At 63.0% G+C, this 25,535-nt stretch carries 25 protein-coding genes and 1 tRNA gene; 17 read left to right on the top strand and 9 right to left on the bottom strand.

Annotation, left to right across the window (positions count from 1 at the left end):
• Window positions 1-120 precede the first annotated feature (120 nt).
• Window positions 121-2,472, bottom strand: a complete 2,352-nt coding sequence (locus FHS03_RS20895) for a S9 family peptidase (protein WP_183442859.1) — start codon at window positions 2,470-2,472, stop codon at window positions 121-123.
• 177 nt (window positions 2,473-2,649) lie between these two features.
• Between FHS03_RS20895 and FHS03_RS20890 the strand changes: the two genes are divergently transcribed.
• The 3 genes from FHS03_RS20890 (at window position 2,650) to FHS03_RS20880 (ending at window position 7,305) form a co-directional block, all read left to right on the top strand.
• The gene (locus FHS03_RS20890; protein ID WP_183442858.1) at window positions 2,650-3,852 is read left to right on the top strand and encodes an MFS transporter; all 1,203 of its coding nucleotides are present in this window, start codon (window positions 2,650-2,652) and stop codon (window positions 3,850-3,852) included.
• A 125-nt stretch (window positions 3,853-3,977) separates the two neighbouring features.
• Window positions 3,978-6,695, top strand: a complete 2,718-nt coding sequence (locus FHS03_RS20885) for a hypothetical protein (RefSeq protein ID WP_183442857.1) — start codon at window positions 3,978-3,980, stop codon at window positions 6,693-6,695.
• Between the two features lie 13 nt (window positions 6,696-6,708).
• Window positions 6,709-7,305, top strand: a complete 597-nt coding sequence (locus FHS03_RS20880) for a hypothetical protein (protein ID WP_183442856.1) — start codon at window positions 6,709-6,711, stop codon at window positions 7,303-7,305.
• Here FHS03_RS20880 and FHS03_RS20875 read toward each other — a convergent pair.
• Window positions 7,240-7,758, bottom strand: coding sequence for a hypothetical protein (locus FHS03_RS20875; RefSeq protein ID WP_183442855.1), 519 nt, complete (start codon window positions 7,756-7,758; stop codon window positions 7,240-7,242). The two genes, FHS03_RS20880 and FHS03_RS20875, sit on opposite strands and share 66 nt — an antisense overlap.
• 158 nt (window positions 7,759-7,916) lie before the next feature.
• Here FHS03_RS20875 and FHS03_RS20870 point away from each other — a divergent pair, with 158 nt between their 5' ends.
• Window positions 7,917-8,771: a tetratricopeptide repeat protein gene (locus tag FHS03_RS20870; protein ID WP_183442854.1), complete on the top strand. Its 855-nt coding sequence runs from the start codon at window positions 7,917-7,919 to the stop codon at window positions 8,769-8,771.
• Between the two features lie 9 nt (window positions 8,772-8,780).
• The gene (locus FHS03_RS20865; protein WP_183442853.1) at window positions 8,781-9,470 is read left to right on the top strand and encodes an SOS response-associated peptidase; all 690 of its coding nucleotides are present in this window, start codon (window positions 8,781-8,783) and stop codon (window positions 9,468-9,470) included.
• A 5-nt stretch (window positions 9,471-9,475) separates the two neighbouring features.
• On the opposite strand, the gene FHS03_RS20860 is transcribed toward FHS03_RS20865, so the two are convergent.
• Window positions 9,476-10,036, bottom strand: a complete 561-nt coding sequence (locus FHS03_RS20860) for a dihydrofolate reductase family protein (RefSeq protein ID WP_183442852.1) — start codon at window positions 10,034-10,036, stop codon at window positions 9,476-9,478.
• 206 nt (window positions 10,037-10,242) lie between these two features.
• Here FHS03_RS20860 and argS point away from each other — a divergent pair, with 206 nt between their 5' ends.
• From argS to FHS03_RS20840, 4 genes are all read left to right on the top strand, one after another.
• A complete protein-coding gene (gene argS / locus FHS03_RS20855; RefSeq protein ID WP_183442851.1) occupies window positions 10,243-12,075 on the top strand; it encodes an arginine--tRNA ligase in 1,833 nt (610 codons plus the stop codon).
• 214 nt (window positions 12,076-12,289) lie between these two features.
• Complete coding sequence (locus tag FHS03_RS20850; RefSeq protein ID WP_183442850.1) at window positions 12,290-12,607, top strand: helix-turn-helix transcriptional regulator; 318 nt, start codon at window positions 12,290-12,292, stop codon at window positions 12,605-12,607.
• A gap of 485 nt (window positions 12,608-13,092) precedes the next feature.
• Window positions 13,093-13,740 (top strand): HipA domain-containing protein, encoded by a 648-nt coding sequence (locus FHS03_RS28245; protein ID WP_260110541.1) that lies wholly within the window; start codon window positions 13,093-13,095, stop codon window positions 13,738-13,740.
• Window positions 13,740-14,033, top strand: coding sequence for a helix-turn-helix domain-containing protein (locus FHS03_RS20840; RefSeq protein WP_183442849.1), 294 nt, complete (start codon window positions 13,740-13,742; stop codon window positions 14,031-14,033). Before FHS03_RS28245 ends, FHS03_RS20840 begins: the two co-directional genes overlap by 1 nt.
• A gap of 293 nt (window positions 14,034-14,326) precedes the next feature.
• Here the strand turns inward: FHS03_RS20840 and FHS03_RS20835 are convergent.
• Window positions 14,327-14,403, bottom strand: a tRNA-Pro gene (locus FHS03_RS20835).
• A 132-nt stretch (window positions 14,404-14,535) separates the two neighbouring features.
• Between FHS03_RS20835 and arsC the strand changes: the two genes are divergently transcribed.
• A complete protein-coding gene (gene arsC / locus FHS03_RS20830; RefSeq protein WP_183442848.1) occupies window positions 14,536-14,883 on the top strand; it encodes an arsenate reductase (glutaredoxin) in 348 nt (115 codons plus the stop codon).
• Between the two features lie 45 nt (window positions 14,884-14,928).
• Here the strand turns inward: arsC and ispB are convergent, their stop codons facing one another.
• Window positions 14,929-15,918 (bottom strand): octaprenyl diphosphate synthase, encoded by a 990-nt coding sequence (gene ispB, locus FHS03_RS20825; protein WP_183442847.1) that lies wholly within the window; start codon window positions 15,916-15,918, stop codon window positions 14,929-14,931.
• A 200-nt stretch (window positions 15,919-16,118) separates the two neighbouring features.
• Between ispB and rplU the strand changes: the two genes are divergently transcribed.
• From rplU to proB, 4 genes are all read left to right on the top strand, one after another.
• Complete coding sequence (gene rplU, locus FHS03_RS20820; RefSeq protein WP_050412498.1) at window positions 16,119-16,430, top strand: 50S ribosomal protein L21; 312 nt, start codon at window positions 16,119-16,121, stop codon at window positions 16,428-16,430.
• 42 nt (window positions 16,431-16,472) lie between these two features.
• Complete coding sequence (gene rpmA, locus FHS03_RS20815) at window positions 16,473-16,733, top strand: 50S ribosomal protein L27 (RefSeq protein WP_176347524.1); 261 nt, start codon at window positions 16,473-16,475, stop codon at window positions 16,731-16,733.
• 89 nt (window positions 16,734-16,822) lie between these two features.
• The gene (gene obgE, locus FHS03_RS20810; protein ID WP_183442846.1) at window positions 16,823-17,932 is read left to right on the top strand and encodes a GTPase ObgE; all 1,110 of its coding nucleotides are present in this window, start codon (window positions 16,823-16,825) and stop codon (window positions 17,930-17,932) included.
• A 129-nt stretch (window positions 17,933-18,061) separates the two neighbouring features.
• Window positions 18,062-19,180, top strand: coding sequence for a glutamate 5-kinase (gene proB / locus FHS03_RS20805; protein ID WP_183442845.1), 1,119 nt, complete (start codon window positions 18,062-18,064; stop codon window positions 19,178-19,180).
• Here the strand turns inward: proB and FHS03_RS20800 are convergent.
• The 4 genes from FHS03_RS20800 to rsxB form a co-directional block, all read right to left on the bottom strand.
• Window positions 19,177-19,320, bottom strand: coding sequence for a hypothetical protein (locus FHS03_RS20800; protein ID WP_183442844.1), 144 nt, complete (start codon window positions 19,318-19,320; stop codon window positions 19,177-19,179). The genes proB and FHS03_RS20800 overlap by 4 nt on opposite strands.
• A 9-nt stretch (window positions 19,321-19,329) precedes the next feature.
• The gene (locus FHS03_RS20795; protein WP_183442843.1) at window positions 19,330-19,629 is read right to left on the bottom strand and encodes a hypothetical protein; all 300 of its coding nucleotides are present in this window, start codon (window positions 19,627-19,629) and stop codon (window positions 19,330-19,332) included.
• 103 nt (window positions 19,630-19,732) lie between these two features.
• Window positions 19,733-20,380: an endonuclease III gene (gene nth / locus FHS03_RS20790; RefSeq protein ID WP_183442842.1), complete on the bottom strand. Its 648-nt coding sequence runs from the start codon at window positions 20,378-20,380 to the stop codon at window positions 19,733-19,735.
• Window positions 20,377-21,093, bottom strand: a complete 717-nt coding sequence (gene rsxB / locus FHS03_RS20785; RefSeq protein ID WP_183442841.1) for an electron transport complex subunit RsxB — start codon at window positions 21,091-21,093, stop codon at window positions 20,377-20,379. The genes nth and rsxB overlap by 4 nt, the downstream gene beginning before the upstream one ends.
• Before the next feature lie 187 nt (window positions 21,094-21,280).
• Between rsxB and FHS03_RS20780 the strand changes: the two genes are divergently transcribed.
• The 3 genes from FHS03_RS20780 to FHS03_RS20770 all read left to right on the top strand — a co-directional run bounded on the left by FHS03_RS20780 (window position 21,281) and on the right by FHS03_RS20770 (window position 25,512).
• On the top strand, window positions 21,281-22,072 hold the full coding sequence (locus FHS03_RS20780) for a substrate-binding periplasmic protein (RefSeq protein ID WP_229426321.1): 792 nt from the start codon (window positions 21,281-21,283) through the stop codon (window positions 22,070-22,072).
• A 128-nt stretch (window positions 22,073-22,200) separates the two neighbouring features.
• Window positions 22,201-24,714 carry a TonB-dependent receptor plug domain-containing protein gene (locus FHS03_RS20775; RefSeq protein ID WP_183442840.1) on the top strand — a complete coding sequence of 838 codons (2,514 nt, stop codon included), beginning with the start codon at window positions 22,201-22,203 and terminating at the stop codon, window positions 24,712-24,714.
• Window positions 24,715-24,867: 153 nt separating this feature from the next.
• Window positions 24,868-25,512: a DOPA 4,5-dioxygenase family protein gene (locus tag FHS03_RS20770; protein WP_221208205.1), complete on the top strand. Its 645-nt coding sequence runs from the start codon at window positions 24,868-24,870 to the stop codon at window positions 25,510-25,512.
• Window positions 25,513-25,535: the final 23 nt, after the last annotated feature.

Here is a 25,535-nt window from a genome sequence, read left to right as displayed (position 1 = left end):
TGCGCAAGCTGCTCGTCACCATGAACGCCATGCTGCGCAATCACACTATGTGGTCAGCAACTGACATGCCTTAATCAAGACAGTTGCTGACCCCATGGTGGACACGGGCTCGACTGTGGCTTACTTCAGGGTGCGTTCGAAGAGCTGGTAGATGCGGCGGTATTGGTCGTACCAGCTTTCGGGTTGCACAAACGCGTGGCGTTCGAGCGGGTAACTGGCCAGTTCCCAGTGGTCTTTCTTGAGCTCGATCAGGCGCTGGGCGATGCGCACGGAATCCTGGTAGAACACATTGTCGTCCACCATGCCGTGCGAAATCAGCAGGTGGCCGCGCAGGTTTTCGGCGTATTCGATCGGCGAGGATTTTTTGTAGGCTTCGGGGTCGAGTTCGGGCGTGTTCAGGATGTTGGCCGTGTATTCGTGGTTGTAGGTGGTCCAGTCGGTCACGGGACGCAACGCTGCGCCGGCTTTGAACAGGCCGGGTTCGCGCATCAGCGCCATGAAGGTCATGAAGCCGCCGTAGCTGCCGCCGTAGATGCCGACTTTATCCAGGTCGCCCTGGTGGTTGGCGGCCAGCCATTTGGCGCCGTCCACATAGTCGTCCAGTTCGGGATGGCCCATCTGGCGGTAGATGGCGGTGCGCCAGTCGCGGCCATAGCCTTGCGAGGCGCGGTAGTCCATATCGAGCACGATGTAGCCGCGTTCCACCAGCATATTGTGGAACATCTGCTCGCGGAAGTAGTTCGGGTAGCGTTTGCTGACGTTCTGCAGATACCCCGCGCCATGCACGAACATCACGACCGGATACTTCTTGCCCGCTTCCAGCTTGGCCGGACGATACAGCTTGGCCCAGATCGGCGCCGCGCCGTGGGTGGACGGTACGGCCACGAATTGCGGCTGTATCCATTCGCGCGCCCTGAAGGCTTCGGTGCGGGTGTCGGTCAGCTTGGTGACGGCGCCGCCGCTGGTTTGCACGGTGGCCAGCTGCGCCGGCATATAGCTCGACGAGTAATGCACCAGCAGCTTGTGCTGGTCCGGCGACAGGGCGAAGCGTTCCACACCGCCGCCCATATGGGTGACTTCGCGCACTTCGCCGCCTTTGGCCGGCGCGGCGCACACTTCATAATCGCCCGGCGTTTTGCGGTTGCACATCATATAGGCCAGGCTGCCGTCGGCATTCCACTGCACGCGCGTGGCTTCCCAGTTGCCGCTGGTGAGGGCGCGCTGCTTGCCGTCCGCGCCCAGGGTGTAGAGGTGGGAGTAGCCGCTTTCTTCGGACAGGAACCACAGCGTGCTGTTGTCGGGCAGCCAGCCGAATTCGCTGTAGCTGCTGTTGACCCATGCCATATCGCTGACGCGGTGCAGCGGCTTGGCGCTGGCGTTAGCCAGGTCGATGCCGGCGATCCAGCGGTCCTTGTTGTCCACGGCACGCAGCATGACGGCGACCTGGCTGCCATTGCCGCTCCAGGCCATGCTGTCGCCTTCGTCGTCCAGGCGCACGGCGCGCTGGCCTTTTTGCGCGGGCAGCTTTTGCGTTTCGCGCAGCGCGGCCAGCGGGTCGGTGTCGATGCCGGGCAGCTTGTCGAGCGTGACATCGCTGACCTTGCGCGTGCTCAGCTCCACCAGTTTCAAGGTTTGCGCCTGCGGCATATTGCGCCCGACGCGGGTGCGCTGGTCGTCGAATTCTTCGTAGCCCGATTCGGTCACATAGCGCGGCATCTTGCCGATGCGGCCATTCTCGCTGCCCTTGGGCGACACGGCCAGCACCAGCCAGCGGCCGTCCGGCGACAGCGCGCTGGCGTCGATCTTGATCTTCTCGCCCAGGTAGATGGGGGCGGGCGCGCGCGTGGCGTCGGCCTGGCGTTCGGCTTCGCCGCGTTCGCGCAGGGCGTCGCGCTCGTCCTTTTGGCGCTTGAGGGTGGAGATCAGGCGCAGTTGCATGGCGCGCAGATAATCCTCGTCCGGCGCGACAGCCGGGTTTTTCTCGGCGCGCGGCAGGGCCAGCGGCGAGACCAGGCGCTCGGCGCGGTTCCAGCTGAACCAGTCGTGGCCGACGCGGAATTGCACGCTGCGGCCATCGGCCGCGTATTGCGGCGCGGCGGCGGCCGTGGTATTGCGGCTGATCTGGGTCAGCACGCCGGTTTTCATGTCGCGCTCGAACAGGTCGCCGTGGCGCAGCAGGATGGCGCGGCTGCGGTCGCGGTTGTAGATCACCGTGCCGATATCCTGGTTGGCCAGTTCGGCGTCGCCGATCAGGCGCGGCTTGGCGCCGGCCTGGTAGGTGTCGCGCAGCGGCGAACCGGGGCGCTTTTGCTTATAGAAGATCTGCTTGCCGTCCCAGCTCCACCATGCCGCTTCCACGGGCGGGCCGATCCAGTCCGGATGGCTCATGGCCTGGTCGAGGGTGATGGGGGTGTAGGCATGGACCGGCGCCGCGAGGGCGGCGGCCAGCAAGGGGAGGGCCAGTATGCGCATTGCTGAGTGTCTCGAATAAGGGTAGGGTGGTCCGCCAAAATGCGAGCAGGCATTCTAGCGTAAGTTGCAGCATGAAAACTGCTGATGCTTGGTTGTCTATGCTTGTGAACCTGCCGTCAGCAAGCTTGGCGATTCTTGCGTATGATTGCCAAATCAATAAATTTCCATTTCGCAACAATGACCGTTCTGACTGATGACCAGCGCCATCCCGGCGCTGGCGTGCTGCTGACCTTGTGCTGCGCGCTGACCTTTACGGCCCAGCTTGGCACCTCGCTCTTTCTGCCGTCCTTGCCGGTGCTGGCCGACGAGCATGGTTTGAGCGCGGGCAGTTCCGGCCTGATCGTGGTGATGCTGGCGCTCGGAGCGGCGCTGCCGCTGCCCTTTTTCGGCGCGGCGGCCGACCGCTATGGCCGCAAGCGCCTGCTGATCGGCTCGCTGCTGCTGTTCATCGCCGCCAGCCTGCTGCTGACGGTGGCGGCGCAGGGCGAGCTGTTTTTGCTGATGCGCTTTTTGCAGGGCGTGGGCGCGGGCGGCGCCGCCGTCACCAGCCGCATCCTGATCCGCGACGTGTCGGACAGCCGGGTGCTGGCCAAGAATCTGTCGTACCTCTCCTTCGCCTTCATCTTTTCGCTGGGCAGCGGACAGTTCGTGGGCGGCCTGATCCAGCAGCATTTCAGCTGGCGCGTGACGGCGTATCTGCTGTGTCTGGTCGGCGTCGCTTTGCTGGTCCTGGCGCTGAGCCTGCGCTTTCCTCCCGAACCGCCGCGCTCCACCGGCTCGGCCTTTGGCGATTATCCTGCGCTGCTGAGCAATAGTCGCTTTCTGCGGCCCTTGCTGGTGGGCGCGCTCGGCTATGGCGCGCTGCTGCTGATGCAGCAGTCGGCGCCGTATCTGTTCCAGAAGCAGCTTGGATTGAGTCCGGCGCAGTACGGCAATCTGGGCGTGGCAATCAGCTTGGCGTATCTGGCGGGCGCGCTGCTGGTCAACCGCATCAGCGTGCGTGCCGGCGCGCGGCGGCTCATGCTGATGGGACTGGCGGTGATGTTGGGCGCTTCCTGCTTGTTGCTGTTCTTGAGCCGCGACAGTCTGCTGCATCCGGGCTTGCTGTTGGTACTGGGCTTGTTTGTGCTGGCCTATTGCGCGGTGTCGTTCGGCCAGGCGCTGATCTTCCCCAACAGCATGGCGAGCGCCCTGGCTTCGGCCAGCCGTGGCAGTGGACAGGCGACCGCCTTGTGCGCCTTCCTGCAGCAGATCGTTGGCGCCGGCATTGCCTTCCTGCCAGCCCTGCTGAGCCACCACATCAGCCTGGTTGCCGGCGCGGTGCTGCTGCTGTCCATTGGCGGGGTGCTGCTGGTGGGACCGGCGCGTCAGCAAAGTTGACAGCGGCGCACCGCCGGCCCGGCGGCGCATAGTGGCATCCAGCGCGGCACGATAAATGCTCGATGGCGGTATCCCCGTTTCGGCGGGGATCACTCATCCCTCGCATTTTTCGTAAAGGACTTGCCATGCGCTACGCTAAGCTATGGCGCCATTGCGCCCGCTGCCTGCCGGCCTTGTTCGTGCTGTTGCTGACCTTCAGCATCGCGCCGCCCGGCCAGGCTTTCTGTCCCAAGAATGGCCTGCTGTGTTTTGTGACGGCCACTTCCTCGGGCAGCCTGACCCACCAGGACATCACCCAGCGCGGCATCGAGACGCTGGACAAGACCTACTTCGGCGTGCCGAAGCTGACCAAGTCCATGCAGAAGGCGTTGGACGAAATCATCGAAGCCAATGCCAAGGTCGATGACGACCAGGTCACCTCGGCCAAGCACTTCGACGGCGAAAACGCCGTAGGCGCCCAGTTGCGCCTTGCCACGCTCAAGCAAAACGTGATCGACGCGCTCAACGCGACGCCGATGAACACGGCCGGCGCGCGCCAGAACCTGGGCAGCGCCCTGCACACCATCCAGGACTTCTACTCGCATAGCAATTGGGTCGAACTGGGCAACACCGGTGCCAATCCCGGCGTGGGCCGCCCCGGTCCCCTGGCCTTTGCCGGGCCGGGCGTAACCGCCTGTTCGGGCTTCACCAATACCGGCCTGACCTGCGCCAACTCTTCCAACCTCGCCACCTCGCTGCTCACCAGCGGCTATTACGGCGGCGAGGACCGCGTCAAGCCGGGCGCCTTCAAATGCAGCCATGGCGGGCCGCTGGATAAAAGCTCGCCGTCCAGCGACATCCTCGGCTACTTCCGCGAAGGCATCAACAAGGACACGCGCTACTGCGACATCTCGCCGCACAGCACCTTCCACAATGCCGCCGCCACGGCCGCCATCGCCGGCACGCAGCAATTCGTGGAGGACATCAAGGCCGTCATCACCTTCACCCAGCTCAAGGCCTTGCTTGGCGCCGGTCCCACGCTGGCCTTCGCCATCGATACCACGGGCAGCATGGGCGGCATCATCGCCGGCGTGCGCGCCTCGGCCACGGCCATCGTCAACTCGCGCCTGGATACGGATGAAGAGCCGCTGCAGTATGTGCTGGCCCCTTTCAACGATCCGTTTACGGGACCGAATGTCTCCACCAGCGACGCCACCTCGTTCAAGAACTCGATCGCAGGTTTGTTCGCCAGCGGCGGCGGCGATTGCCCGGAGCTGGCCTTCTCGGGCATCTATAACGGCCTGTCCCTGTCCAACCCCAGCGGCAGCCTGTTCATGTATACCGATGCTTCGGCCAAAGATCCGGCACTGGCGGGCGCGGTGATCGGTCTGGCCAAGGCCAAGGAAATCAAGCTCTACGCCATCCTGTTCGGCAGCTGTTCGCCCCTGGAACCGGGCTATCTGCAGGCCGCCACGGAAACCGGCGGCCAGGCCTTCTTCCTGTCCGGCGGCGAAGCGGAAAGCGTGACGCAGCTGGCCGACCTGGTGGGCCGCAACAATGCCGTGCAGTTGCTGTCGGTTGTCGATGCCTTTGCCACGCCGCGCGCCTACGATCTACCGGTGGACAGCAGCATGACCCAGTTGACGGTATCTGTCAGCGCCACCAATTTCGTCACGCCCGGCGTGACCTTGACGCGGCCCGACGGCACGGTGGTCACGCCCGCCATGGCCGATACCTATATGACCCTGACCGGCGGCGTCATCATCTCCGTCAAGGCGCCGGCGCGCGGGCTGTGGAAGCTGAGCGTTCAGGATTCCACCGGACCGACCTATGTGAATGTCAGCGGCACCAGCGACTTGAGTTTCACCTCCTTCCGCCTGGCGCGCTTTGCCGGACAGCCGCCGCACCAGGGCTTGTTCGCGATCGACGGCGAACCCTTGCCGGGACAGTCGCTGTATGCGCTGGCGGCGCTGACGCCGGGCGCCAGCACCGCCCAGTTCAAGCTTCGGCGCAAGGACTTTTCCGCCATCTCCGACCTGCCGCTGAACCAGGATGAAACCGATAGCGGCAAGTACTTCGGCCCGATGACCGTTCCGGCCGAATCCTTCCTGGCCTATGTGACAGGCACCGATAGCGGCGGCAATGCCTACCAGCGTGTGGTGAGCCTGATGCTGTCGCCGCAGACCGTGTCGATCACCGCGCCTGCGCCGCAGGATTTGCGCGCCGGCGTCAGCACCAGCTTCATTTACCAGGTACGCAATGCCGGTCCTTCCGACACCTTCACGCTGGCGGCAGCCGACGACCTGCACTTCATCACCTCGGTCAGCCCAGGCGCGGTGACGCTGGGCACGGGCGAGTCGGCCAATGTGGTGGTGCAGCTTACGCCTCCCGCCGGCACCAGCGCGGGCAGCGCCGATACCGTCACCGCCACCGTACAAAGCGCCAGCAATGCGCTGCTGCGCAACAGCGCCTCGCTCACCAGCTTTGTGACTGGCGCGCTGGAGACGCCGGGACGGCCGGACTTCGTCGCCACCATCGTCGGACAGGAAGCAGTGGTGCCGGGCGTGACCAGCATCGATGTGCGGCTGACCAATAGCGGCGTCGGCACGGCCCGTTCCATGAGCCTGAACTCGCTGCAACTGCGCACGCTGGCGGGCACCGGCACCGCCACCATCAATACCGCGCTTTCGCCCAGTCTGCCCTTTGTAACGCCGAATATCGATGTCGGCAGTTTTATCACCGTGCGCCTGACAATCAATACGCCGGCCGGCCTGCAGCGCTTCAGCATCACCGAGAACGGCACTGTGTCCGACACCGAGGGCCGCAGCTACAGCTTCTCGCAGGCGCAAGCTGTGATTCCCTGAATAGGAGAACATCATGAAAGCGAAACGATTCTGCGCCATGCTGGGACTGGCGGCGGCCCTGCTGTCGCCCGGCCTTGCTGCGGCGCTTCCCTTTACCTTCACCTTCGGCACCTTGCCGTCCAGCGGGATGGTGAGCGGCCAGCCGGGGCAACTGGTGGGTTGGGGCTATAGCCTGAGCAATACGGACAGCGTCAACTGGTTCGTGCCGACTTTGCTGAGCGCTTCGTCCAGTTCCCTTGGAACGCTGGATGCCAGCTACTTCGACTTCCCCATCCTGGCGCCGGGCATCAGCGCGTCCCAGGCTTTTGATGATGTGCTGGTGCGTGGGCTGTACGGCCTGCATCTGTTCAATACCGCACTGCCGGGGCAGAGCGAGAGCGGCAACTTCGCGCTGTCCGGCGAATGGTGGAGTGGCGATCCGCTGGCGGGCGGCGTCTTCCTGCAAACCAGCGATCAGCTGCTCAGCCCATTCACGGTGCAGATCGTGCCGGGCGCTGTGCCTGTGCCAGGCAGTCTGGCCCTGCTGGCGCCGGGGCTGATGCTGTTATGGCGGGGATGGTCTAAGCGCCGCGGCAAGAAAGGCTTCCAGGTCGGCGCCAGCCTGGCTTGACGGCGCGATGGGCTGGATCTCATGATAGTAACCGGGACCAGTCCGGCCCAGCAGATGAAACTTCCGGCCATAATGCGCCGTGGGGTGGGCTTGCGCAACGCTCAAGGCACTACCCATCCCGCGCTGTTCCAGATGCACGATGAACAGCGTCGTGTATTCGACGCCGTCCTGATGCCAGAAGTAGTCCACGTCGGGCGTGATCAGCACATCGTGGGCGCGCCGCGCCGCAGGTAGACGCAGCCAGGACTCGATACCCACGTTCGCTGGCTCGCCAGGCTGCGGCAACAGATCCGCATCCGCCGGGAAGAGGGGGGCGCCATACGCCAGCGCCAACCGGTAACGGCGCCGCTGCGGCGATTGTGGCGGCAGTTCCGCAATAGCGCGCAGGATGGCCGCTTGCGCGGCAGCGGGCGGCTGTGCCAGCGCCACCTCGTCGGCATGGACGGGCAGCATGCAAGCCAAAAACAGCGTGATAAGAACGGAAAACCGCATGGCGTTCTGCCAAAGTTGGAAAACAGGTTTATGCTAGCGCACTTGAGAAGATTAACGGAGGGGTTGTGGCAGCATCGGATTTGGACAAAGAACGCGCGCAGCAGTTGCACGCGGAGGCAATGCAACTCGATAGCGAGGGCAAGTGCCAGGAGGCGCTTGATAAATACGCCGAAGCCATCGCCCTGCATCCGGAAAAGTCCGAAAGCCACTACAACTCGGGCCTGATCCTCAAATATGCGGGCGACTGGGAGAAGTCCTTCGCTTTCAATAAGACCGCCCATGACCTAGCGCCCGGCGACGAGGCCGCGCGCTGGAACCTGGGCATTGCCGCCACCGCCCTGCGCGACTGGCGCACCGCGCGCCGCATGTGGAGCGGCGTTGGCCTGCAGCTCGACATCGAGCTGGACGAGCCGATTGAATTGAATATGGGCCTGACTCCCGTGCGCCTGAATCCCGATGAAGGCGCGGAGGTGGTGTGGGCGCGCCGCATCGATCCGGTCCGCGCGCGCATCGAAAGCATTCCGTTGCCGGAATCGGGCTATTGCCATGGCGATATCGTCCTGCACGACGGCGCCGCAGTCGGCTACCGCATGAACGGGGACAAGAAATGCCCGGTCTTCAATGTGCTGGAGCTGTTCGAGCAATCCGCCTTCAGCACTTTCAGTCTGACGATAGACGCCACCAGCCAGGAAAGCGCGGCGGAGCTGTTGCAGCTGCTGTCCGGCGAGGATATGCATGCCGAGGACTGGAGTGAAAATATACGCACCTTGTGCAAGGCGTGCAGCGAGGGCGAGCCGCATGAGGAACATGACCACGACGCGGAAGACGACGGCACATGGAAGCCGCAGCGCAGCTTCGGCGTGGCCGCGCTGTCGCTGGAAGCCGTGCAGCAGGCTAGTGCCGCCTGGACCGGCGGCACGATCAGCGAAATCGAGTGCACCTTGTCCGCCGAAGGCGACGAGGATGACGAGTAAGCCCTAGCCATGTGCGTCAACTACATCACCATCCCCCGCCAAGTCTGCTTCGACTGGTTCCGCACGCCGATCGAAGCAGGGGAGGACTGGCGCGAGGAAATCTATCAGGATTACCAGGCGCCCTTCATCATCCATAACGAGCGCGGCGAGCGCCAAGGCTTGCTGGGCAACTACGGTTTCGTCCCCAAGCGTCATATGCCGCCTGGCCGCAGCATGACCACCATGAACGCCCGCAGCGAAACCGTGGGCGAGCTGTGGACCTACAAGCGCGCCTGGGCCGAATCGAAACTCTGCCTGGTGCCGGCCATGGCCATCTTCGAGCCGAACTGGGAGCAGCAGAAGCACGAACGCTGGGCTATCGGTATGGCCGACAAGTCGCCCTATGCGGTAGCCGGCATCTGGCGCTCATGGGACGAGGCGGACGGCGGCAAAAGCCACGCCTTCACCCAGCTCACCGTCAACGCCGATGAGCATGGCATGATGCGCCGCTTCCACCGTCCAGACGATGAGAAGCGCTCGGTCGTCATCATCCGTCCCGAGGATTACGATGATTGGCTGGGCTGCAAGAATCCAGAAATGGCGCGCGCCTTCCTGCAGCTTTATCCGGCCGAACTGCTGCACGCCTACGCCGCGGCCCGGCAAACCATCGTGAAGATGGACGCGCCAGCGGCGCCGCCGGCGCAAGGCTCGCTGTTCTAAGGCGCTTAACTGGCCCCGACCGCGTAGCTCAGGCAGACCAGGTTGGCGCCCGCCGGCCGGCTGTCGAGCAGCGTCAGGGCATGCCGCTCGCGCACGCCGCTGAACAGCGCCTTGCCTGCGCCGAGAATGACGGGGCGGACGACGAGTCGCAGCTCATCGACCAAATCCCGGTTCATCAAGCTCGCCACCAGGCAGGCGCCGCCGACGGCATGCATGTCCTTGCCCGGCAATTGTTTCAGCATGTGGATGTCGGCGATATCGCGCACGATGCGTGTATTGCTCCACGCCGCCCGCTCCAGAGTTTTCGACAAGACGATATGCGGCGTGCGCGCGGCGAAACGCGCATACTCGGCTTCCCCCGCTCCCGCCGCATTGTCCTCGTTGGCCAGAATCGCGCTCCAGTACTGCTCATAGCCGGGATACATGCCGCCACCGAGAATGCAGGTATCGATTTGCGGCATCAGCCCGAAGCTGTCGTCCCAGGTATCGATCCAATCCAGCTCCCCATCCACTCCCTCAATGAAACCATCGAGCGAGACCTGTAGTGCCGCGATGATCTTCCTCATGATCCTTCTCCGGTTGTTGACGACTCTTTGAATAGACGGATCAGCCAGGAGCGGATCGACACCAGCCCCGGATTTTTTTGGAGCGCTAAACGGCTTGAACCGAACAGTATATGGCCGGCATTGTGTATTATGGAAAACACAATAGAAGCGCGTCATCGTCATCGGCTTGGGCGCGCGGTTCCGCAACCGTATGCCCAGAGAAAATCATGAAAGAAAACCAGAAACAAGCGGCGTCCCCGGTTGGCCTGACGCTGGCCGGCGAAATCAATCAATTGCTGGAAAACGCCTTCCGCGCCTGCGGCCTGCCGACCAGCCATGCGCGCGCGGCCCGGGCTAGCCGGCCCGAATGGGGCGAGCTGCAATGCAATGGCGCTTTGCCGCTCGCCAAAAGCTTGGGCCGTCCGCCGCGCGAGATCGCGGCGGCGGTGGCGGAACAGCTGCGCGCCGGCGGCGGCTTCGATGTAGTCGAAGTGGCCGGCGCCGGCTTCGTCAATCTGAAGCTGTCGGCCGCGCTGCTGGCGCGCCACGCCCAGGCCCAGCTGGACGACCCGGCCTGCGGCATCGTGCAGGAGACGCGGCAGCGCATCATGCTCGACTACGGCGGACCGAATGTGGCCAAGCCGCTGCATGTGGGCCACCTGCGCTCGCTGGTGATCGGCGAGAGCCTGCGCCGCATCCTGCGCGCCCAGGGCCACGATACCGTCTCCGACGTGCACCTGGGCGACTGGGGACTGCAGATGGGCATGCTGATCGCCCAGATCCGCCGCGATTTCCCATCGCTGTCCTGCTTCGCGCCGCAGCCGGAATTGGCTGCCGCCAGCCTGGATGAGGCCAGCCTGGGCTTCGGCATGCAGGACTTGCAGCGCCTGTATCCGTTGGCGGCGGCGGCCTGCAAGGACGATCCGGCGCGGATGGCCGAGGCGCGTGAGTTGACGGCGGCCCTGCAGGCCGGCCACTCCGGCTATATCGCGCTGTGGCGGGCCATTCGCGCCATTTCCCTGCAGGTGCAGCAGCAGGACTTTGCCGCGCTCGACGTGCATTTTGACCTGCTGCTGGGCGAAAGCGATGTGCAAGCCCTGATCCCGCCCATGCTGAGCGAGCTGCGCGAGCGTGGCATCGGCATTGAAAGCGAGGGCGCGCTGGTGGTGCAAGTGGCCGAGGAGAACGACGCCCACCCGATGCCGCCGCTGCTGCTGGCCAAGTCGGATGGCGCCGCCCTGTATGCCACGACGGACCTGGCGACGATCCTGAGCCGCGTGCGCGACAGCGACGTGGCGCCGGCGCGCATCATCTACGTGGTCGACCAGCGCCAGGCCCTGCACTTCGAGCAAGTGTTCCGCGCCGCACGGCGGGCCGGTTACGCGCCAGGCGTGGAGCTGGTGCATGCCGGCTTCGGCACCGTGAATGGCGTCGACGGCAAGCCATACAAGACGCGCCAGGGCGGCGTGGCGCAATTGGCCGATCTGCTAAACGGCGCCATCGACAAGGCGCGCGAGCGGCTCGGCGCGTTGGCCGCCGACGCGGCGGAGCAGGGCGCTGGCGTGGACCAGGCGGTGCAGGCGGAGACGCTGGCGCGTCTGGTCGGCATCGCCGCCGTCAAGTTCGCCGACCTGTCGAGCTACCGCATCTCCGGCTACATTTTCGATCCGGAGCGCATGGTGTCCTTCGAAGGCAAGACCGGGCCGTATGTGCAATATGCCTGCGTGCGCATCGGCTCCATCCTGGCGCGCGCCGCCGCGCAGCAGTTGCAGCCGGGACCGATCGAGGTCGCGGCCGAAGCCGAACGCGCGCTGGTGTTCGAATGCGCGCGCTTCCCCGAAGTAGTGGCGTCGGCGGCGACGAATCTGGCGCCGAACGAGATTGCCGACTATGTGTTCAATCTGGCCCAGACCTTCAGCCGCTTTTACCTCGATTGCCCGGTATTGGCCGCCGAAAGCGCGGAGCGGTGCGCCTCGCGGCTGGCGATCAGCACACTGGCGCGGCGAGTGCTGGAACGCGGTTTATACCTGTTAGGCATTGCAGTTCCTGAGAAGATGTAGTTGTTTGACAAAATTTTTGATGGCGATGGGATCAGTGTGCCATCAAAAGCTAATAATAATTATTTTTTTGATACATTTGAATAGATTTTATCCAAATTATGCTATTTACAATAAGGATTCAAGCAACAGTCACCTAGCGGCAGCGCCGCCACGCCTAGGTAAAACGGCGGTGCTGTCTTCTTAAAAGAGCAAAATTGATAGGAGACATTTACCTATGGCCAAGTCCATACCCTCCGATGCTTCATGTAGTTCAGTAGCGGAAACGGAACACACCTACGCCTACCAACGCCAGCTCAGCCCATGCGAAGCGCAAGTCTGCCATTGGCTGCTGGCTGGCAAAAGCCTGCCGGAAGTGGCCATCATTTTAGGAAAGGGAACTGCCACCGTTAAAGAGCAGACCTTGTCTATCTACCGCAAGCTGGGCGTGGCCTCGCGTCCGCAATTGTTCGCAAAATATATATCCGATATGGAGAAAAGCCTCCTGCCAGTCAACTATCGTGTGCCCAAGGCCGAGCAGCGCGTAGGCGGCTAATTCCAAACCGTGGGCAAGTCCAGCCTATCATTTCGGCAGTTTAGTAGCATATTCGTGATGTTTTTACGCGATATTAATGCTGCTATTCTGCTCAAATGAGCAAAATTTGCACAATCCAGATTTTCATCGAGGACCGCTGGCGTGACGCGGCGGCGGTCGACCTCACCGGCGATCAGGCGCGAGGAATCGCTGCGGCTACGTATCTGGCCTATTCGCCGGGCTACGCCCTCGAATATTACGAACGAAACGATGCGGCCGCGTTGTCGGCATACATGCCGGTGAGCATTGTTGGCCAGCCTCTCGATACTTGGCCTCCGTTTCTCGCCGATCTATTACCCCAAGGTTATGGTCGAATGGCCCAAGATTTTGCTTACCCGCGCTCACGACGGATTGTTCTATCTCGATCACACGCTGAAGGACGAAGACGCTGCCGAGCACTTCCTCGTTAGTTTGGGCGGGGGGCCGACCCGCGCCTGGCGGAAATTTTGCGCCTGGAAGAACCCTATATGAACCTTGCCCGACATCTGGGCTTAAGTGTCTATAAGCCGTTGCATCTTGCCGGCCGGGCGCTGTTCATTCCACGTTTTGACCGGGAAGTTAAGGATGGCCAGGTGATTCGCTACGGCCAGGAGAGCGCTGCTTCATTCTGTGGGCTGACGGGATTCGGCAGCGCACCTACGCATAACGAGATGTGCCGCAGGCTTGCGCAGGTAGCCACCGATCCTGTCGCCGAGTTGGCTGAGTATGTACGGCGCGACATGGCCAATGTCGCGTTGGGGAATAAGGACAACCATGGCCGCAACACGGCTGTCCAGCGGCGCCCGGATGGCACCATAGGCCTGACACCCTTGTTCGACTTTGCGCCCATGTGGCTGCACCCGGATGGAATTGCGCGCAAGATGCGCTGGGACCGGGACGATGGCGGCTCCCCTGACTGGAGTAGCGCGATTACTCAAGCGGCGAAAGCGGGACAGGTCGACCGCGATCTTCTCGTTGCGCGCATCCGGCCTATGGCTGCGCCGCTGGCCGACGTCTATACGGCAGCTATTGGTATGGGCATCGATGAACAGCAATACCTGAAGCCGATTGCGCACGCGCTTGACCGGGTCAGGGCGCAAGTGGAGAGGCTCTAATGGACAAGCGTTTCAAGCCTTTGACGCCAGCGGAAGAACTCCAAGCGCGGCGTAGCCTGTCGGAAGAACTGGAAGCCAGTCCCGGGCTCGCCATTCACGTCGTCGTCAAAAAAATCCGCAGCACTCTACGCTTAACGATTGCGGAATACGCGCGCCTGTGCGGCGTGTCGGCGCGTGCGTTGGCCGATATCGAACGCGGCGACGCCAGCCCGACGTTGGTCACGGTGGAAAAGCTGTTAAAGCCGATGGGACTGCGGGTGGGAGTGGTAGCCGCCAGAAAAACAGGAGCATGAGCGCTTGGGTGGTCGTTCGCAATGCGACTGGTAAGCGCTAGTTCATCTATCGAAGTACGGGGCGAAGGCCTCTTGTAGTTCTGCTGGCAGTGATTTGAAGGCGATACATAAGTAGCGTTTGCGAGAGGGCATGATTTTTTGAGCTTTTAGCTCTTCGGCCAAATCGGCCTTAAATCAGGCACAGTTTTTCCAAGCGCAGGAGCGTCAAATAGTCAGCGCCACGGATTTGCCACCGACCGACCTGCAAACAAAAACAGCGGGTTGCATAACCCGCTGTTTTGTAAGGAATTCTGTGGTCGGGGTGAGAGGATTCGAACCTCCGGCCTCTACGTCCCGAACGTAGCGCTCTACCGGGCTAAGCTACACCCCGACGGTGTGGACTTATTAAAGCAGAACTTTAGGTATTTATCAACTATATCAAATAGGAAGTTTGCGGCAGATCAAAACTTGCATCCCCCAACAGCTTTGCCTATTATCCTCGCCACAGAATAAGGGGAGTGCCATGACCATCACCATCTACCACAACAACGCCTGCAGCAACTCGCGCGGCGCCCTGGCCTTGATCCGCGCAGCGGGTGTCGAGCCGGAAATCATCGAATACCTGAAAACCCCGCCCACCCGTGCCGTCCTGGTCGACCTGATCGACCGTGCCGGCCTGACGGCGCGTGGCGCCATGCGCGACAAGGGCGAAATCTACGAACAGCTCGGCCTGGCCGACACCGCCCTGTCGGACGAGCAGTTGGTGGACGCCATGATGGCGCATCCGGAATTGATCAACCGTCCCTTCGTGGTGACGGAGAAGGGCGTGCGCCTGTGCCGTCCGCCCGAGATCGTGAAAGAGATCCTGTAAAAACAAACGGCGCCTGAGGCGCCGTTTTGCTGAGAGCTGAGCTGCTTAGTGCTTGCGGTCGACCGCGAAGCGCGCCAGTTGCAGCAGCGATTGTTTGTACTGGCTGTCCGGCAGGTCGGCGATGGCGTCGATGGCGCGCTGGGCGGCCACCTCGGCTTCGCGGCGCGTGTAATCGAGCGCGCCGCTGCTGGTGACTGCGGCCAGGATGGTGTCGAAGTGCTGCTCGTCGCCGTTCTCGATGCAGGAGCGCACCAGTTCGCGCTGTTCCGACGTGCCGTTTTCCATCAGATAGATCAGCGGCAGGGTCGGTTTGCCTTCGCGCAGGTCGTCGCCCACGTTCTTGCCGATTTCGGCGGCGTCGCCGGCATAGTCCAGCACATCGTCGATCAGCTGGAAGGCGGTGCCCAGCGAGCGGCCGTATTCGCCGGCGGCGGCGATTTGCGCGTCGTTCGCGCCGGCGACCAGGGCGCCCAGTTCGGCCGCCGCTTCGAACAGCTTGGCGGTCTTGGAGCGGATCACCTGCAGATAGCGTTCGCGGCTCACGTCCGGATCGTGCATATTCAGCAGCTGCAGCACTTCGCCCTCGGCGATCACATTGGTGGCGTCCGACAGGATCTGCATCACGCGCATATTATTCAGCGACACCATCATCTGGAAGGAGCGCGAGTACAGGAAGTCGCCCACCAGCACCGAGGCGGCATTGCCGAACAGCGCGTTGGCGGTCTGGCGGCCGCGCCGCATCGAGGACTCGTCCACCACGTCGTCGTGCAGCAGGGTCGCGGTGTGGATGAATTCCACGACCGCCGCCAGCTCGTGGTGCGCCACGCCCTGGTAGGCGTAGGCGTTGGCCACCAGCAGCACCAGGACCGGGCGGATGCGTTTGCCGCCGGCGCTGATGATGTACTCTGCGATCTGGTTGACCAGCGCGACTTCGGAGTGGAGGCGTTGGCGGATCACCGCGTTGACCGCGTCCATATCGGTGGCGATGGTGCTGGTGATGTTGTTCTGGGTGGAGGTTTGGGTAGCGGCGGACAAGGCGAACCTGCGTTGGACGAATATTAGGTGCCGCGATTATACGCCATGCGTTGCCGACATACCACGAGCGGCAGGCTTTGTGAATAGTTTTTGACGGAAAATCCGAAGCCATGTATAATCGTTGGTTCTCCCTTTTCCGCCCAGCTCTGCCGGGTGTTGAGACAGGGCGATTTTCTTAACATTTGATGAGGTTTCAAATCATGTACGCGGTCATAAAAACCGGTGGCAAACAGTACAAAGTTGTCGCTGGCGAAAAACTCAAAGTAGAACAGATACCTGCTGACATTGGTTCCGAACTCACCATCGATCAAGTTCTCGCCGTTGGCGCGGGCGACACCATCAAGTTTGGTGCCCCACTGGTTGAAGGTGCAAAGGTTCTGGTGAAAGTGGTTTCCCAAGGTCGTCACGACAAGGTGAAAATCTTCAAGATGCGTCGTCGTAAGCACTACCAAAAGCATCAAGGTCACCGTCAGAACTACACCGAAATCCAAATCGTTTCGATCAACGGCTAATAGCTGTTTGCCCGAATTTACAGCTATCTAAGGAGTAATTAAATGGCACACAAAAAAGGCGGCGGCACTACCCGCAACGGCCGCGACTCAGAATCAAAACGCCTGGGCGTTAAGGTTTACGGCGGCCAAAAGATCAATGCTGGCGGCATCATCATTCGTCAACGCGGCACCCCAGTGCGCGCTGGCGAAGGCGTAGGCACCGGTAAGGACCACACCCTGTTCGCTCTGGTGGACGGCGTTGTGAAGTTCGTGATCAAAGGCGCTGGCAACCACAAGTTTGTCACCGTCGTAGCAGCTGCTTAAGCGCAGGCTACCACGCACAGTAAGGCGCAAGCCTTCAATCGAAAGGCTCTGCCAGCGGTAGGGCCTTTTTAGTTTTATGGCGGCACATTATGAAGTTTATCGACGAAGCAAGAATTGAAGTCATCGCCGGCAACGGCGGCAATGGCTGCGCCTCTTTTTGCCGTGAAAAATTTAGACCCTTCGGCGGCCCGGACGGCGGCGACGGCGGCAAGGGCGGCACCATCTGGGCCGTAGCCGACCGCAACGTCAACACGCTGGTCGACTACCGCTTTTCGAAGATGCACCGCGCCAAGGATGGCGAATCCGGCCGCGGTTCCGACTGCTATGGCAAGGGTGCCGACGACGTCGTGCTGCGCATGCCGGTCGGCACGCTGATCATCGACGAAGTGTCGGGCGAAATCATCGCCGACATGACCGAGCACGGTCAGACCGAAATGCTGGCCAAGGGCGGCGAGGGCGGCTGGGGCAATATTCACTTCAAGACGTCGACTAACCGTGCGCCGCGTCAAAAGACCGAAGGCAAGGAAGGCGAACGCCGCGAACTGCGCCTGGAGCTGAAGATCCTGGCCGACGTGGGTCTGCTGGGCATGCCGAACGCGGGCAAGTCCACCTTCATCACGGCCGTGTCGAATGCGCGTCCGAAGATTGCCGATTACCCGTTCACCACCCTGCACCCGAACCTGGGCGTGGTCCGCGTGTCGCACGAGAAGAGCTTCGTGATCGCCGACATTCCAGGCCTGATCGAAGGCGCGGCTGAAGGCGCGGGCCTGGGTCACCAGTTCTTGCGCCACCTGTCGCGCACCGGCCTGCTGCTGCATATCGTCGACCTGGCGCCGTTCGAGGCGACGGTCGATCCGGTCAAGGAAGCCAAGGCCCTGGTCAAGGAATTGCAGAAGTACGATCCGGCGCTGGGCGAGAAGCCGCGCTGGCTGGTGCTCAACAAGCTGGACGTGATTCCTGCCGAAGAACGCGCCAAGAAGGTCAAGGACTTCGTCAAGAAGATGGGCTTCAAGGGGCCGGTCTTCGAGATTTCGGCCCTGAGCCACGAAGGCACGCAAGACCTGGTCAACGCGATCTACAAATACCTGGAAGAGAAGCGCCACAGCGAGCAGCGTTCCGAAGAAACGCAGATGACCGAGGAAGCGCGCGGTATCTCGTCCATCGATCCGGATGATCCACGTTTCAAGGTTCTGGACTGATTCTTCGAGCCACCCTCTTCATTTAATTCTTCAGCAACGGCATAATCGATCTCATCGCTTATGCCGTTTGTTTTTCCGGCTGCAGCACATCGCAAGTTTTATCGTCCCCTTTAACGAGAAACGCCGCACATGACATCCCTGATTCAAGAAGCCACCCGCATCATCGTGAAAGTGGGTTCCTCCCTGGTGACCAACGATGGCCGTGGCCTGGACCATGCCGCCATCGCGCGCTGGGCCGCGCAGATTGCCGCGCTGCGCGCCCTGGGCAAGGAAGTGGTGCTGGTCAGCTCGGGCGCGATTGCCGAAGGCATGCTGCGCCTGGGCTTCGAGCAGCGTCCGACCGATATCCACGAATTGCAGGCCTGCGCCGCCGTCGGCCAAATGGGCCTGGCCCAGATTTACGAAACCAGTTTCCGCGCTCACCAGATCGGCACGGCCCAGGTGCTGCTGACGCACGCCGACCTGGCCGACCGCGAACGCTATCTGAACGCGCGCTCCACGCTGACCACCTTGCTGCGCCTGGGCGTGGTCCCCATCATCAACGAGAACGACACCGTCGTCACCGACGAGATCAAGTTCGGCGACAACGATACCCTGGGCGCCCTGGTCGCCAACCTGATCGAAGCCGATGCGCTGATCATCCTGACCGACCAGCGTGGCCTGTTCAGCGCCGACCCGCGCAAAGATCCCGCCGCCACCCTGATCACCAATGGCCGAGCCGGCGATCCCGCGCTGGAAGCGATGGCCGGCGGCGCCGGTTCCAGTCTGGGCCGCGGCGGCATGCTGACCAAGATCCTGGCCGCCAAGCGCGCCGCCAAATCCGGCGCGCACACTGTGATCGCCTTCGGCCGCGAAGCCGAGGTGCTGACCCGTCTCGCCTGCGGCGAGGAGATCGGCACCGAGCTGGCGGCGCAGACCGGCCAGCTCACGGCGCGCAAGCAGTGGATGGCCGATCACCTGCATACCGCCGGCCAGGTGGTGCTGGATGCCGGCGCGGTGCAGAAGCTGAGCAAGGAAGGCAAGTCGCTGCTGCCGATCGGCGTCAGCGACGTGCGCGGCGAATTCGGACGCGGCGCCGTCATCACCTGCGTCGGCGAAGACGGCCAGCCGGTGGCGCGTGGCCTGTCCAACTACACCAGCGCCGAAGCGCGCCGCATCATGCGCAAACCATCCTCCGAGATCGAAGCCATCCTCGGCTTCGTCGAAGGCCAGGAACTGATCCACCGCGACAATCTGGTGCTGCTCTAAGCCGATCCTGCGCCGGCCAGCGGCAGCGCCACGGCGAGCATCAGCGAAGCCAGGGCCAAGCCCCAGGCCAGACGGCGCATGCTGGCGGCCTGGCGCTGGGCGCAGCGCACCGGCGCAGCCAGGTGAGTGTGCTTATCCATGCCTTGGCCTCAATGGGGCAGATGGCCGGGCGCGCTCAATATCAGCGCGTTGGGAAAATGCTGACGCAGGGCGGCATCGATGCCGCCGTCGTCGCCGCGCGTCAAATACAGGCTGGCGCGCATCTGCCCCTCGCCCCAACTTTCGATGCGCATGGACGCCAGACGGCAGCCGCAGATATGGAAGGCCACGCGGCGCAAGGCCGTGATGGATTCGGCGCCGACGATGACAGAAATCAGGCGCGTGCCTTGTGCGGCGGCAGGCTTGCCGGGACGGCGCGCGGCCGGCAGGATGCGTGACAGGGTGCCCATTCATTTTCTCCCTTGGATGGTGAAGAGACAGGAATGAGCTTATCAAGAGCCGCGTAAACGCCGCCTAAAAAGTGCGGGGCGGCGTCTATACGCGGTGTAAAAATCAGGCGTTGGCCGGCGTTGGCGTCTTGCCCTTGAATTCGCACAGATCGGCGATGATGCAGTTCCAGCACTGCGGCTTGCGCGCGACGCAGGTGTAGCGGCCGTGCAGGATCAGCCAATGGTGGGCGTCGAGCAGGAATTCCTTGGGCACGAACTTCATAAGTTTCTCTTCCACGATATCGACGTTCTTGCCGGGCGCGATGCCGGTGCGGTTCGACACGCGGAAGATATGCGTATCGACCGCCATCGCCAGCTCGCCGAAGGCCGTGTTGAGCACCACATTGGCCGTCTTGCGGCCCACGCCGGGCAGCTCCTCCAGTTCCTCGCGCGTGCGCGGCACTTCGCCGCCGTGCTTGTCGAGCAGGATCTGGCAGGTCGCCATCACGTTCTTGGCCTTGGTCTTGTACAGGCCGATGGTCTGGATATAGCTCATCAGCTCATCCACGCCCAGCGCCAGGATTTTGGCCGGCGTGTTCGCCACCGGATACAGGCGGCGCGTGGCCTTGTTCACGCCGACATCAGTGGCCTGCGCCGACAGCAGCACGGAAATCAGCAGCTCAAACGGCGTCGTATATTCCAGTTCGGTCTTGGGGGAGGGATTCGCCTCGCGCAGGCGGCGGAAAATTTCGTAGCGTTTGGCTGCGTTCATTCTTTGTTCTTGTCCTCATTGTCCGCTTGGGTGGCCTTCTCGGCCTTGGCTGCTTCGGCTTTCAGGCGTGCGCGTTCCATGGCGGCGGCGATGATGGCGCGCTTGCGTTCTTTCTCGGCCTGTTCGGCGTCGTTCTCCGGACTCAGACGGTCCACCGCCGCCAGCTTGGCCACGGCTTTGGCGGCCAGGCGCGCATCGTTTTCCTCGCGCTCGCGGCGCAGGCGCGCCGCGCGGAAGTCGTGGCGTTCGCGCGCCGACTCGGCATCGGCCTGGCTCCAGGCGGCCCAGCCGCTGGTTTCCGTCACCGGATACATGACGATGCAGTCGACCGGGCAGGGCGCCACGCACAGATCGCAGCCGGTGCACAGATCGGGCACGATGGTATGCATCTGCTTGGCCGCGCCGACGATGGCGTCCACCGGGCAGGCTTGGATGCACAGCGTGCAGCCGATGCACAGCGACTCGTCGATAAAGGCCACGGCGCGCGGCCGTTCCAGGCCGTTGACGGGATTGATGGGAATGACGGCGCGGCCGGTGATGGACGACAGGCGCTGCACGCCTTCGGCGCCGCCCGGCGGGCATTGATTGATCTCAGCGCTGCCTGCGGCAATGGCTTCGGCGTACGGACGGCAGCCCTGGTAGCCGCATTTGGTGCATTGGGTCTGCGGCAGGGCGTCTTCGATGCGGTCGGCCAGCGATTTGGGTTCGGTCACGATGCAAGGGAATACGGTAAAGCGCCATTATCCGCCATCTGGCGCGCGGCGGCAGCAAAACCCCATGCCGCGTTCAGGGAATCGCCCCTCTGGAAATAGTTGCAAATATACAACTTGGTACTAAACTGCTATTCGTGGGAGCATAGGCTGATACATCCACTATTCGAATGGCGAATCCGGAGTGGCAATGCCCGAACGAGTCAGGCCGCTTGCATTGATGCTATGGCTGCTGCTGCCCAGCGCCTCCGCGCTCGCGGCGCCAGCGGACAACGTGCGCTTTGCCGCCGAAGACTGGCCGCCGTTCATCACGCCGACGCTGCCGGGCCATGGCTTGTCCGGCACCCTGGTCAGCGCCGTCTACGAAAAACTCGGACAAAGCGCGCAGGTCGAATACTTCCCCTGGAAGCGCACCATGGAATTCGGCCTGCACCATCCGCGCTACGCCGGCTTCATGGCCGTGTGGCGCACGCCCGAGCGCGAAAAGCTGTGCCACTTCTCCGCCCCCATCGGCAATACGCAGACTGTGCTGGTCTTCCTGAAAGACGCGGCGCTGCAGGCCGGCAGCCTGGCCGAGCTGACCGGCATGCGCATCGGCACCGTGGCCGGCTATTCGAACGGCGAGCAGTTCGACGGCATGGCGCGGCAAGGTCTGCTGCGCGCGGAAGAGGGCGTGAACGACGAGATCAATCTGCGCAAGCTGCTGTCCAAACGCTTCCCCGCCATCGTGGTGGAGAAGCATGTGCTGCGTCATCTGCTCTACAACAGCGGCCGCTTCAGCAAGGCCGAACGCGAACGCATTACCTTCTCGGAGCAAGCCTTCAAGGAACGCGCGGTGCACATCTGCTTCAAGCGCACGGCCGAAGGGCTGGCGCAGCAGAAAGCCTATAACGACGCCGCGCGCGAGATCGACCTCGCCAAATTCGAGCGCGAATACTGGCGCCGCATCGGCATGGACGGCGCGGCCCCGTCCGAGAATTAATCGTTGAATTCGCATTCACGCATATGAACATGCGAAAGCATTCGTTCTGAAAATTTCCCGAGGCGTTTAGTCTTTTGCAAGCCAGTCGGCCGCCGTGGTGGCGCCGCCGCTTCTGAAAGGACTTGCCCATGTCTGTGCCGCAGCACCGTTTCGGTCTTCCCCGCCGCACCATCCTCGCCCTCTTGCTGATGCAGCCCATGCTGGCGATGGCGCAAGCGGAGGAGGCGCAAACCGTGCTGGTGACGGGCGCGCGCGCCAGCGGCCGCACCGCCGACAATAGCGCAGCGCCGGTCGACATCATCAGCGCCCAGCAACTGCAGGCCAGCGGCAAACTGAATCTGCTGGAAGCGCTGGATACGGCACTGCCCTCATTCAATCTGCCGGCCCGCGTGCAACCCGATCTGGGCAGCATCGTGCGCGCCGGACAGCTGCGCAATCTCGATCCCTCGCATACGCTGATCCTGGTGAACGGCAAGCGCCGTCACAGCACCGCCATCGTCAATGAAGACGGCTTTCCCGGTTCGGTGGCGCCCGATCTGGCCCTGATTCCCACCGGCGCGATTGCGCGCGTGGAAGTGCTGCGCGACGGCGCGTCCGCCATCTATGGATCGGATGCGATCGCGGGCGTCATCAATATCATCCTCAAGAGCGACGATAGCGGCAGCATCTCCGGCCAGACGGGCCGCAGCTACCAGGGCGACGGCAGCAACAGCTATGCGCGCATCGATGGCGGCAGCCGCTTGAATGGGCAAGGCTTCCTGCATGCGAGCGCCGAGTTCAATCACCAGAGTCCAGCCGTGCGCAACTTCGCGCTGAATCCCGGCTACCTGTCTTACCCCGCCGTGCGCAATAGCGATGGGCAGTTGGTGAAGCTGGGGCCGAACAACTCCCTGCCTGCGGGCGCTTCGCCCAATCCGGCGGAGGCCAGACGCAATGGCAATCCATGGCGCAATCTGGGGCTGCCCGAAAGCAGCACCGCCACCTTCGGTCTGAATGCGGGCTACGACTTGAATGACAGCGTGCAGCTGTATGGCTTCGGCACCTATGCGCGGCGCGACGCCGGCTCGGCGCAGAACTTCCGCCTGCCGAATACGATCTTCAACAATAACAAGGGGCTGCTGGCCGTTTATCCCGATGGCTTTACGCCGTTCGAAACCACGCGCGAGCGGGACTTTGCCTTGACCGGCGGCGTGAAAGGGCAGGGCGCGGGCTGGAGCTGGGACTTGAGCGCCAGTTACGGCAAGGACGATATCGATGTGGGCGTCGAGCACTCGGCCAACTACTCGTTGACTTATCCGGGTGCGCAAACCGATTTCTACATCGGCAATCAACGCTATAGCCGCTCGGTGCTGAATGCCGATGCGCGCCGGCCGCTGGCGCTGCCCGGACTGGCGCAGCCGGCGGAACTCAGCGTCGGCCTCGAATATTCGCGCGAACAGCAGCGGCGCTCCGCGGGCGAACCGGCCTCCTATCTGGGCGGCGGCTCCTCGGCGCTGTCGGGCTATCGGCCGGTGGACGCCAGCGACACCGCGCGCCGCAGCCATGCGGCGTATGCGGGGCTGAGCGTGCAGCCGTTGCCCGCGCTGCTGATCGACGCCGCCGCGCGCGCCGAACGCTACTCCGATTTCGGCAACAAGCTCTCCGGCCGCCTCTCCACGCGCTATGAGCTGGCCCCGGCCTGGGCGCTGCGCGCCACCGTCAGCAATGGCTTCCACGCTCCGAGCCTGGTGACGCAGTCCTACTCGAACACTTCCGACCATGCGGGCGTGCCCTATCTGCTGGCCCAGCCGACGTCGGCGGCGGCCCGCGCGCTCGGCGCGCAGGCGCTCAAGCCGGAGCAGGCGCGCAGCATCACGGCCGGTCTGGTCTTCAGTCCCGCCAGCAGTCTGAGGCTGGCGCTGGACCTCTACCAGATCGACGTCGACAACCGCCTCGGCGTCTCCTCCGAAATCGGCATCGACCGCAGCTCCGGCATCGCGCTGGACGGCAGCGGCCAGGCGTTGAGCGCGCAGCAAGCGGCCGCCATCGAAAGCCTGCTGCGCGGCGCCGGCCTCACGCCCGGCAATGGCCTGGTCGCCCACTACTTCGCCAATGTCGGCGACACCCGCACCCGCGGTCTCGATTTCACGGCCGAAGACAGTCTCAAGGTCACCGGCGGCAGGCTGCGCTGGAGCGCCGCGCTGAATCTGAACAAGACCACGCTGACCGGCATCGCCCCCGTGCCCGCCGTCCTGCAAGGCCTGCCCAATATCGACACCCTGAACAAATCGGCCCAATACGAGCTGCTGTACCGCGCCCCGCGCGACAAGGAAATTCTCACGTTGGCCTACGACCAAGGCCCATGGAAAGTGCAGTTCAAGGAAACCCGCTACGGCCGCTTGAAACGCCTGAACAGCAACACCGGCGGCGACTACTACATCCCCGCCGCCTTCGTCACCGACGCCAGCGTCGGCTACGACATCACGCGCCAGCTTAGTCTGACCGTCGGCGCCAACAACCTGTTCAATCGCAAACCGAGCCAGCTCCCGCTGGATGCCCGCAGCTCCGCCAACCTCGCCCAATACAGCGGCGCGGTCGACAACAGCGGCCCCTTAGGCGTCGTCGGCGGCACCTGGTACGCCCGCGCCACGCTGCGCTTCTAAGCTAATGTTTGCGCCAAATCAAACAATGTCCACCCTGGTGTCAGGCACCGCAGTCGGACATTCCTTGAGCAATATCAAACAATGTCCGACCTTGGTGCCTGACACCAGGGTGGGACATTTATTGAGGAAGATCAAATGGAGAGAGGAGGGGGCATGAAGGAGGATCAGGAATGGGCGGACGTGCTGTCGCCGCAGCGGCGCAATTGGCTGCGGCGCGGTGGGCTGGCGGTGGCGGCGGGGACGATTGCGCCTTTGTCGCTGGCGCAGACGGCGCCGGCCAAGAAGCCGGAGCCGGGCAAGAGTCCTTGGGGCTATGAGACTTTCAAGGCGCCGACGCCGCGTCCGCCGAACGTGCGGCCGGGGGAGCAGGCGCTGCCCGCCAAGCCGCGCGCTTATACGGATATCGAGAGCTACCACGCCCATATTTATTTTGATGAGGATAGCTATCAGAAGGCGGCCTTGATCCGTAAGTGGGCGGCGGAGCGCTTTTCGGTGGAGCTGGGGGATTGGAATCTGGAGCCGCGCGGCCCGCACGTGACACCATCGTTCTATTTCGGCTTCACCAACGATCTGCTGCCGGTGATCGTGCCTTGGCTGCAGTTGAACAGCCTGGGCTTGACCATCCTGATCCACCCGAATACGGACGATCCGCGCGCCGACCATTTGTATTACGCGCTCTGGGTCAACCGCTCGCAGCCGGTGAACGGTTACAGCATCCAGAAGCCGGGGCCGGACGAGCCGCGCGTGGAGCAGATTTATCCGAATACGCGGCCAACGGTGAAAATCGAGCGCGCATGAAAAACGCCCCGGCCGCCAAAGCG

The organism is Pseudoduganella violacea (genome assembly GCF_014191875.1).
GTDB classification, from domain to species: Bacteria; Pseudomonadota; Gammaproteobacteria; order Burkholderiales; family Burkholderiaceae_D; genus Rugamonas; species Rugamonas violacea_A.
Note: the sequence above shows the minus strand (reverse complement) of the source record. Positions and strands in the feature narration are given on the sequence as shown.

Coding starts and splice junctions, on each gene's coding strand:
- FHS03_RS20895 (WP_183442859.1), bottom strand. CDS start 2,472: ATGCGCATACTGGCCCTCCCCTTGCTGGCCGCCGCCCTCGCGGCGCCG.
- FHS03_RS20890 (WP_183442858.1), top strand. CDS start 2,650: ATGACCGTTCTGACTGATGACCAGCGCCATCCCGGCGCTGGCGTGCTG.
- FHS03_RS20885 (WP_183442857.1), top strand. CDS start 3,978: ATGCGCTACGCTAAGCTATGGCGCCATTGCGCCCGCTGCCTGCCGGCC.
- FHS03_RS20880 (WP_183442856.1), top strand. CDS start 6,709: ATGAAAGCGAAACGATTCTGCGCCATGCTGGGACTGGCGGCGGCCCTG.
- FHS03_RS20875 (WP_183442855.1), bottom strand. CDS start 7,758: ATGCTGCCCGTCCATGCCGACGAGGTGGCGCTGGCACAGCCGCCCGCT.
- FHS03_RS20870 (WP_183442854.1), top strand. CDS start 7,917: ATGCAACTCGATAGCGAGGGCAAGTGCCAGGAGGCGCTTGATAAATAC.
- FHS03_RS20865 (WP_183442853.1), top strand. CDS start 8,781: ATGTGCGTCAACTACATCACCATCCCCCGCCAAGTCTGCTTCGACTGG.
- FHS03_RS20860 (WP_183442852.1), bottom strand. CDS start 10,036: ATGAGGAAGATCATCGCGGCACTACAGGTCTCGCTCGATGGTTTCATT.
- argS (WP_183442851.1), top strand. CDS start 10,243: ATGAAAGAAAACCAGAAACAAGCGGCGTCCCCGGTTGGCCTGACGCTG.
- FHS03_RS20850 (WP_183442850.1), top strand. CDS start 12,290: ATGGCCAAGTCCATACCCTCCGATGCTTCATGTAGTTCAGTAGCGGAA.
- FHS03_RS20840 (WP_183442849.1), top strand. CDS start 13,740: ATGGACAAGCGTTTCAAGCCTTTGACGCCAGCGGAAGAACTCCAAGCG.
- arsC (WP_183442848.1), top strand. CDS start 14,536: ATGACCATCACCATCTACCACAACAACGCCTGCAGCAACTCGCGCGGC.
- rplU (WP_050412498.1), top strand. CDS start 16,119: ATGTACGCGGTCATAAAAACCGGTGGCAAACAGTACAAAGTTGTCGCT.
- rpmA (WP_176347524.1), top strand. CDS start 16,473: ATGGCACACAAAAAAGGCGGCGGCACTACCCGCAACGGCCGCGACTCA.
- obgE (WP_183442846.1), top strand. CDS start 16,823: ATGAAGTTTATCGACGAAGCAAGAATTGAAGTCATCGCCGGCAACGGC.
- proB (WP_183442845.1), top strand. CDS start 18,062: ATGACATCCCTGATTCAAGAAGCCACCCGCATCATCGTGAAAGTGGGT.
- FHS03_RS20800 (WP_183442844.1), bottom strand. CDS start 19,320: ATGGATAAGCACACTCACCTGGCTGCGCCGGTGCGCTGCGCCCAGCGC.
- FHS03_RS20795 (WP_183442843.1), bottom strand. CDS start 19,629: ATGGGCACCCTGTCACGCATCCTGCCGGCCGCGCGCCGTCCCGGCAAG.
- nth (WP_183442842.1), bottom strand. CDS start 20,380: ATGAACGCAGCCAAACGCTACGAAATTTTCCGCCGCCTGCGCGAGGCG.
- FHS03_RS20780 (WP_229426321.1), top strand. CDS start 21,281: ATGCCCGAACGAGTCAGGCCGCTTGCATTGATGCTATGGCTGCTGCTG.
- FHS03_RS20775 (WP_183442840.1), top strand. CDS start 22,201: ATGTCTGTGCCGCAGCACCGTTTCGGTCTTCCCCGCCGCACCATCCTC.
- FHS03_RS20770 (WP_221208205.1), top strand. CDS start 24,868: ATGAAGGAGGATCAGGAATGGGCGGACGTGCTGTCGCCGCAGCGGCGC.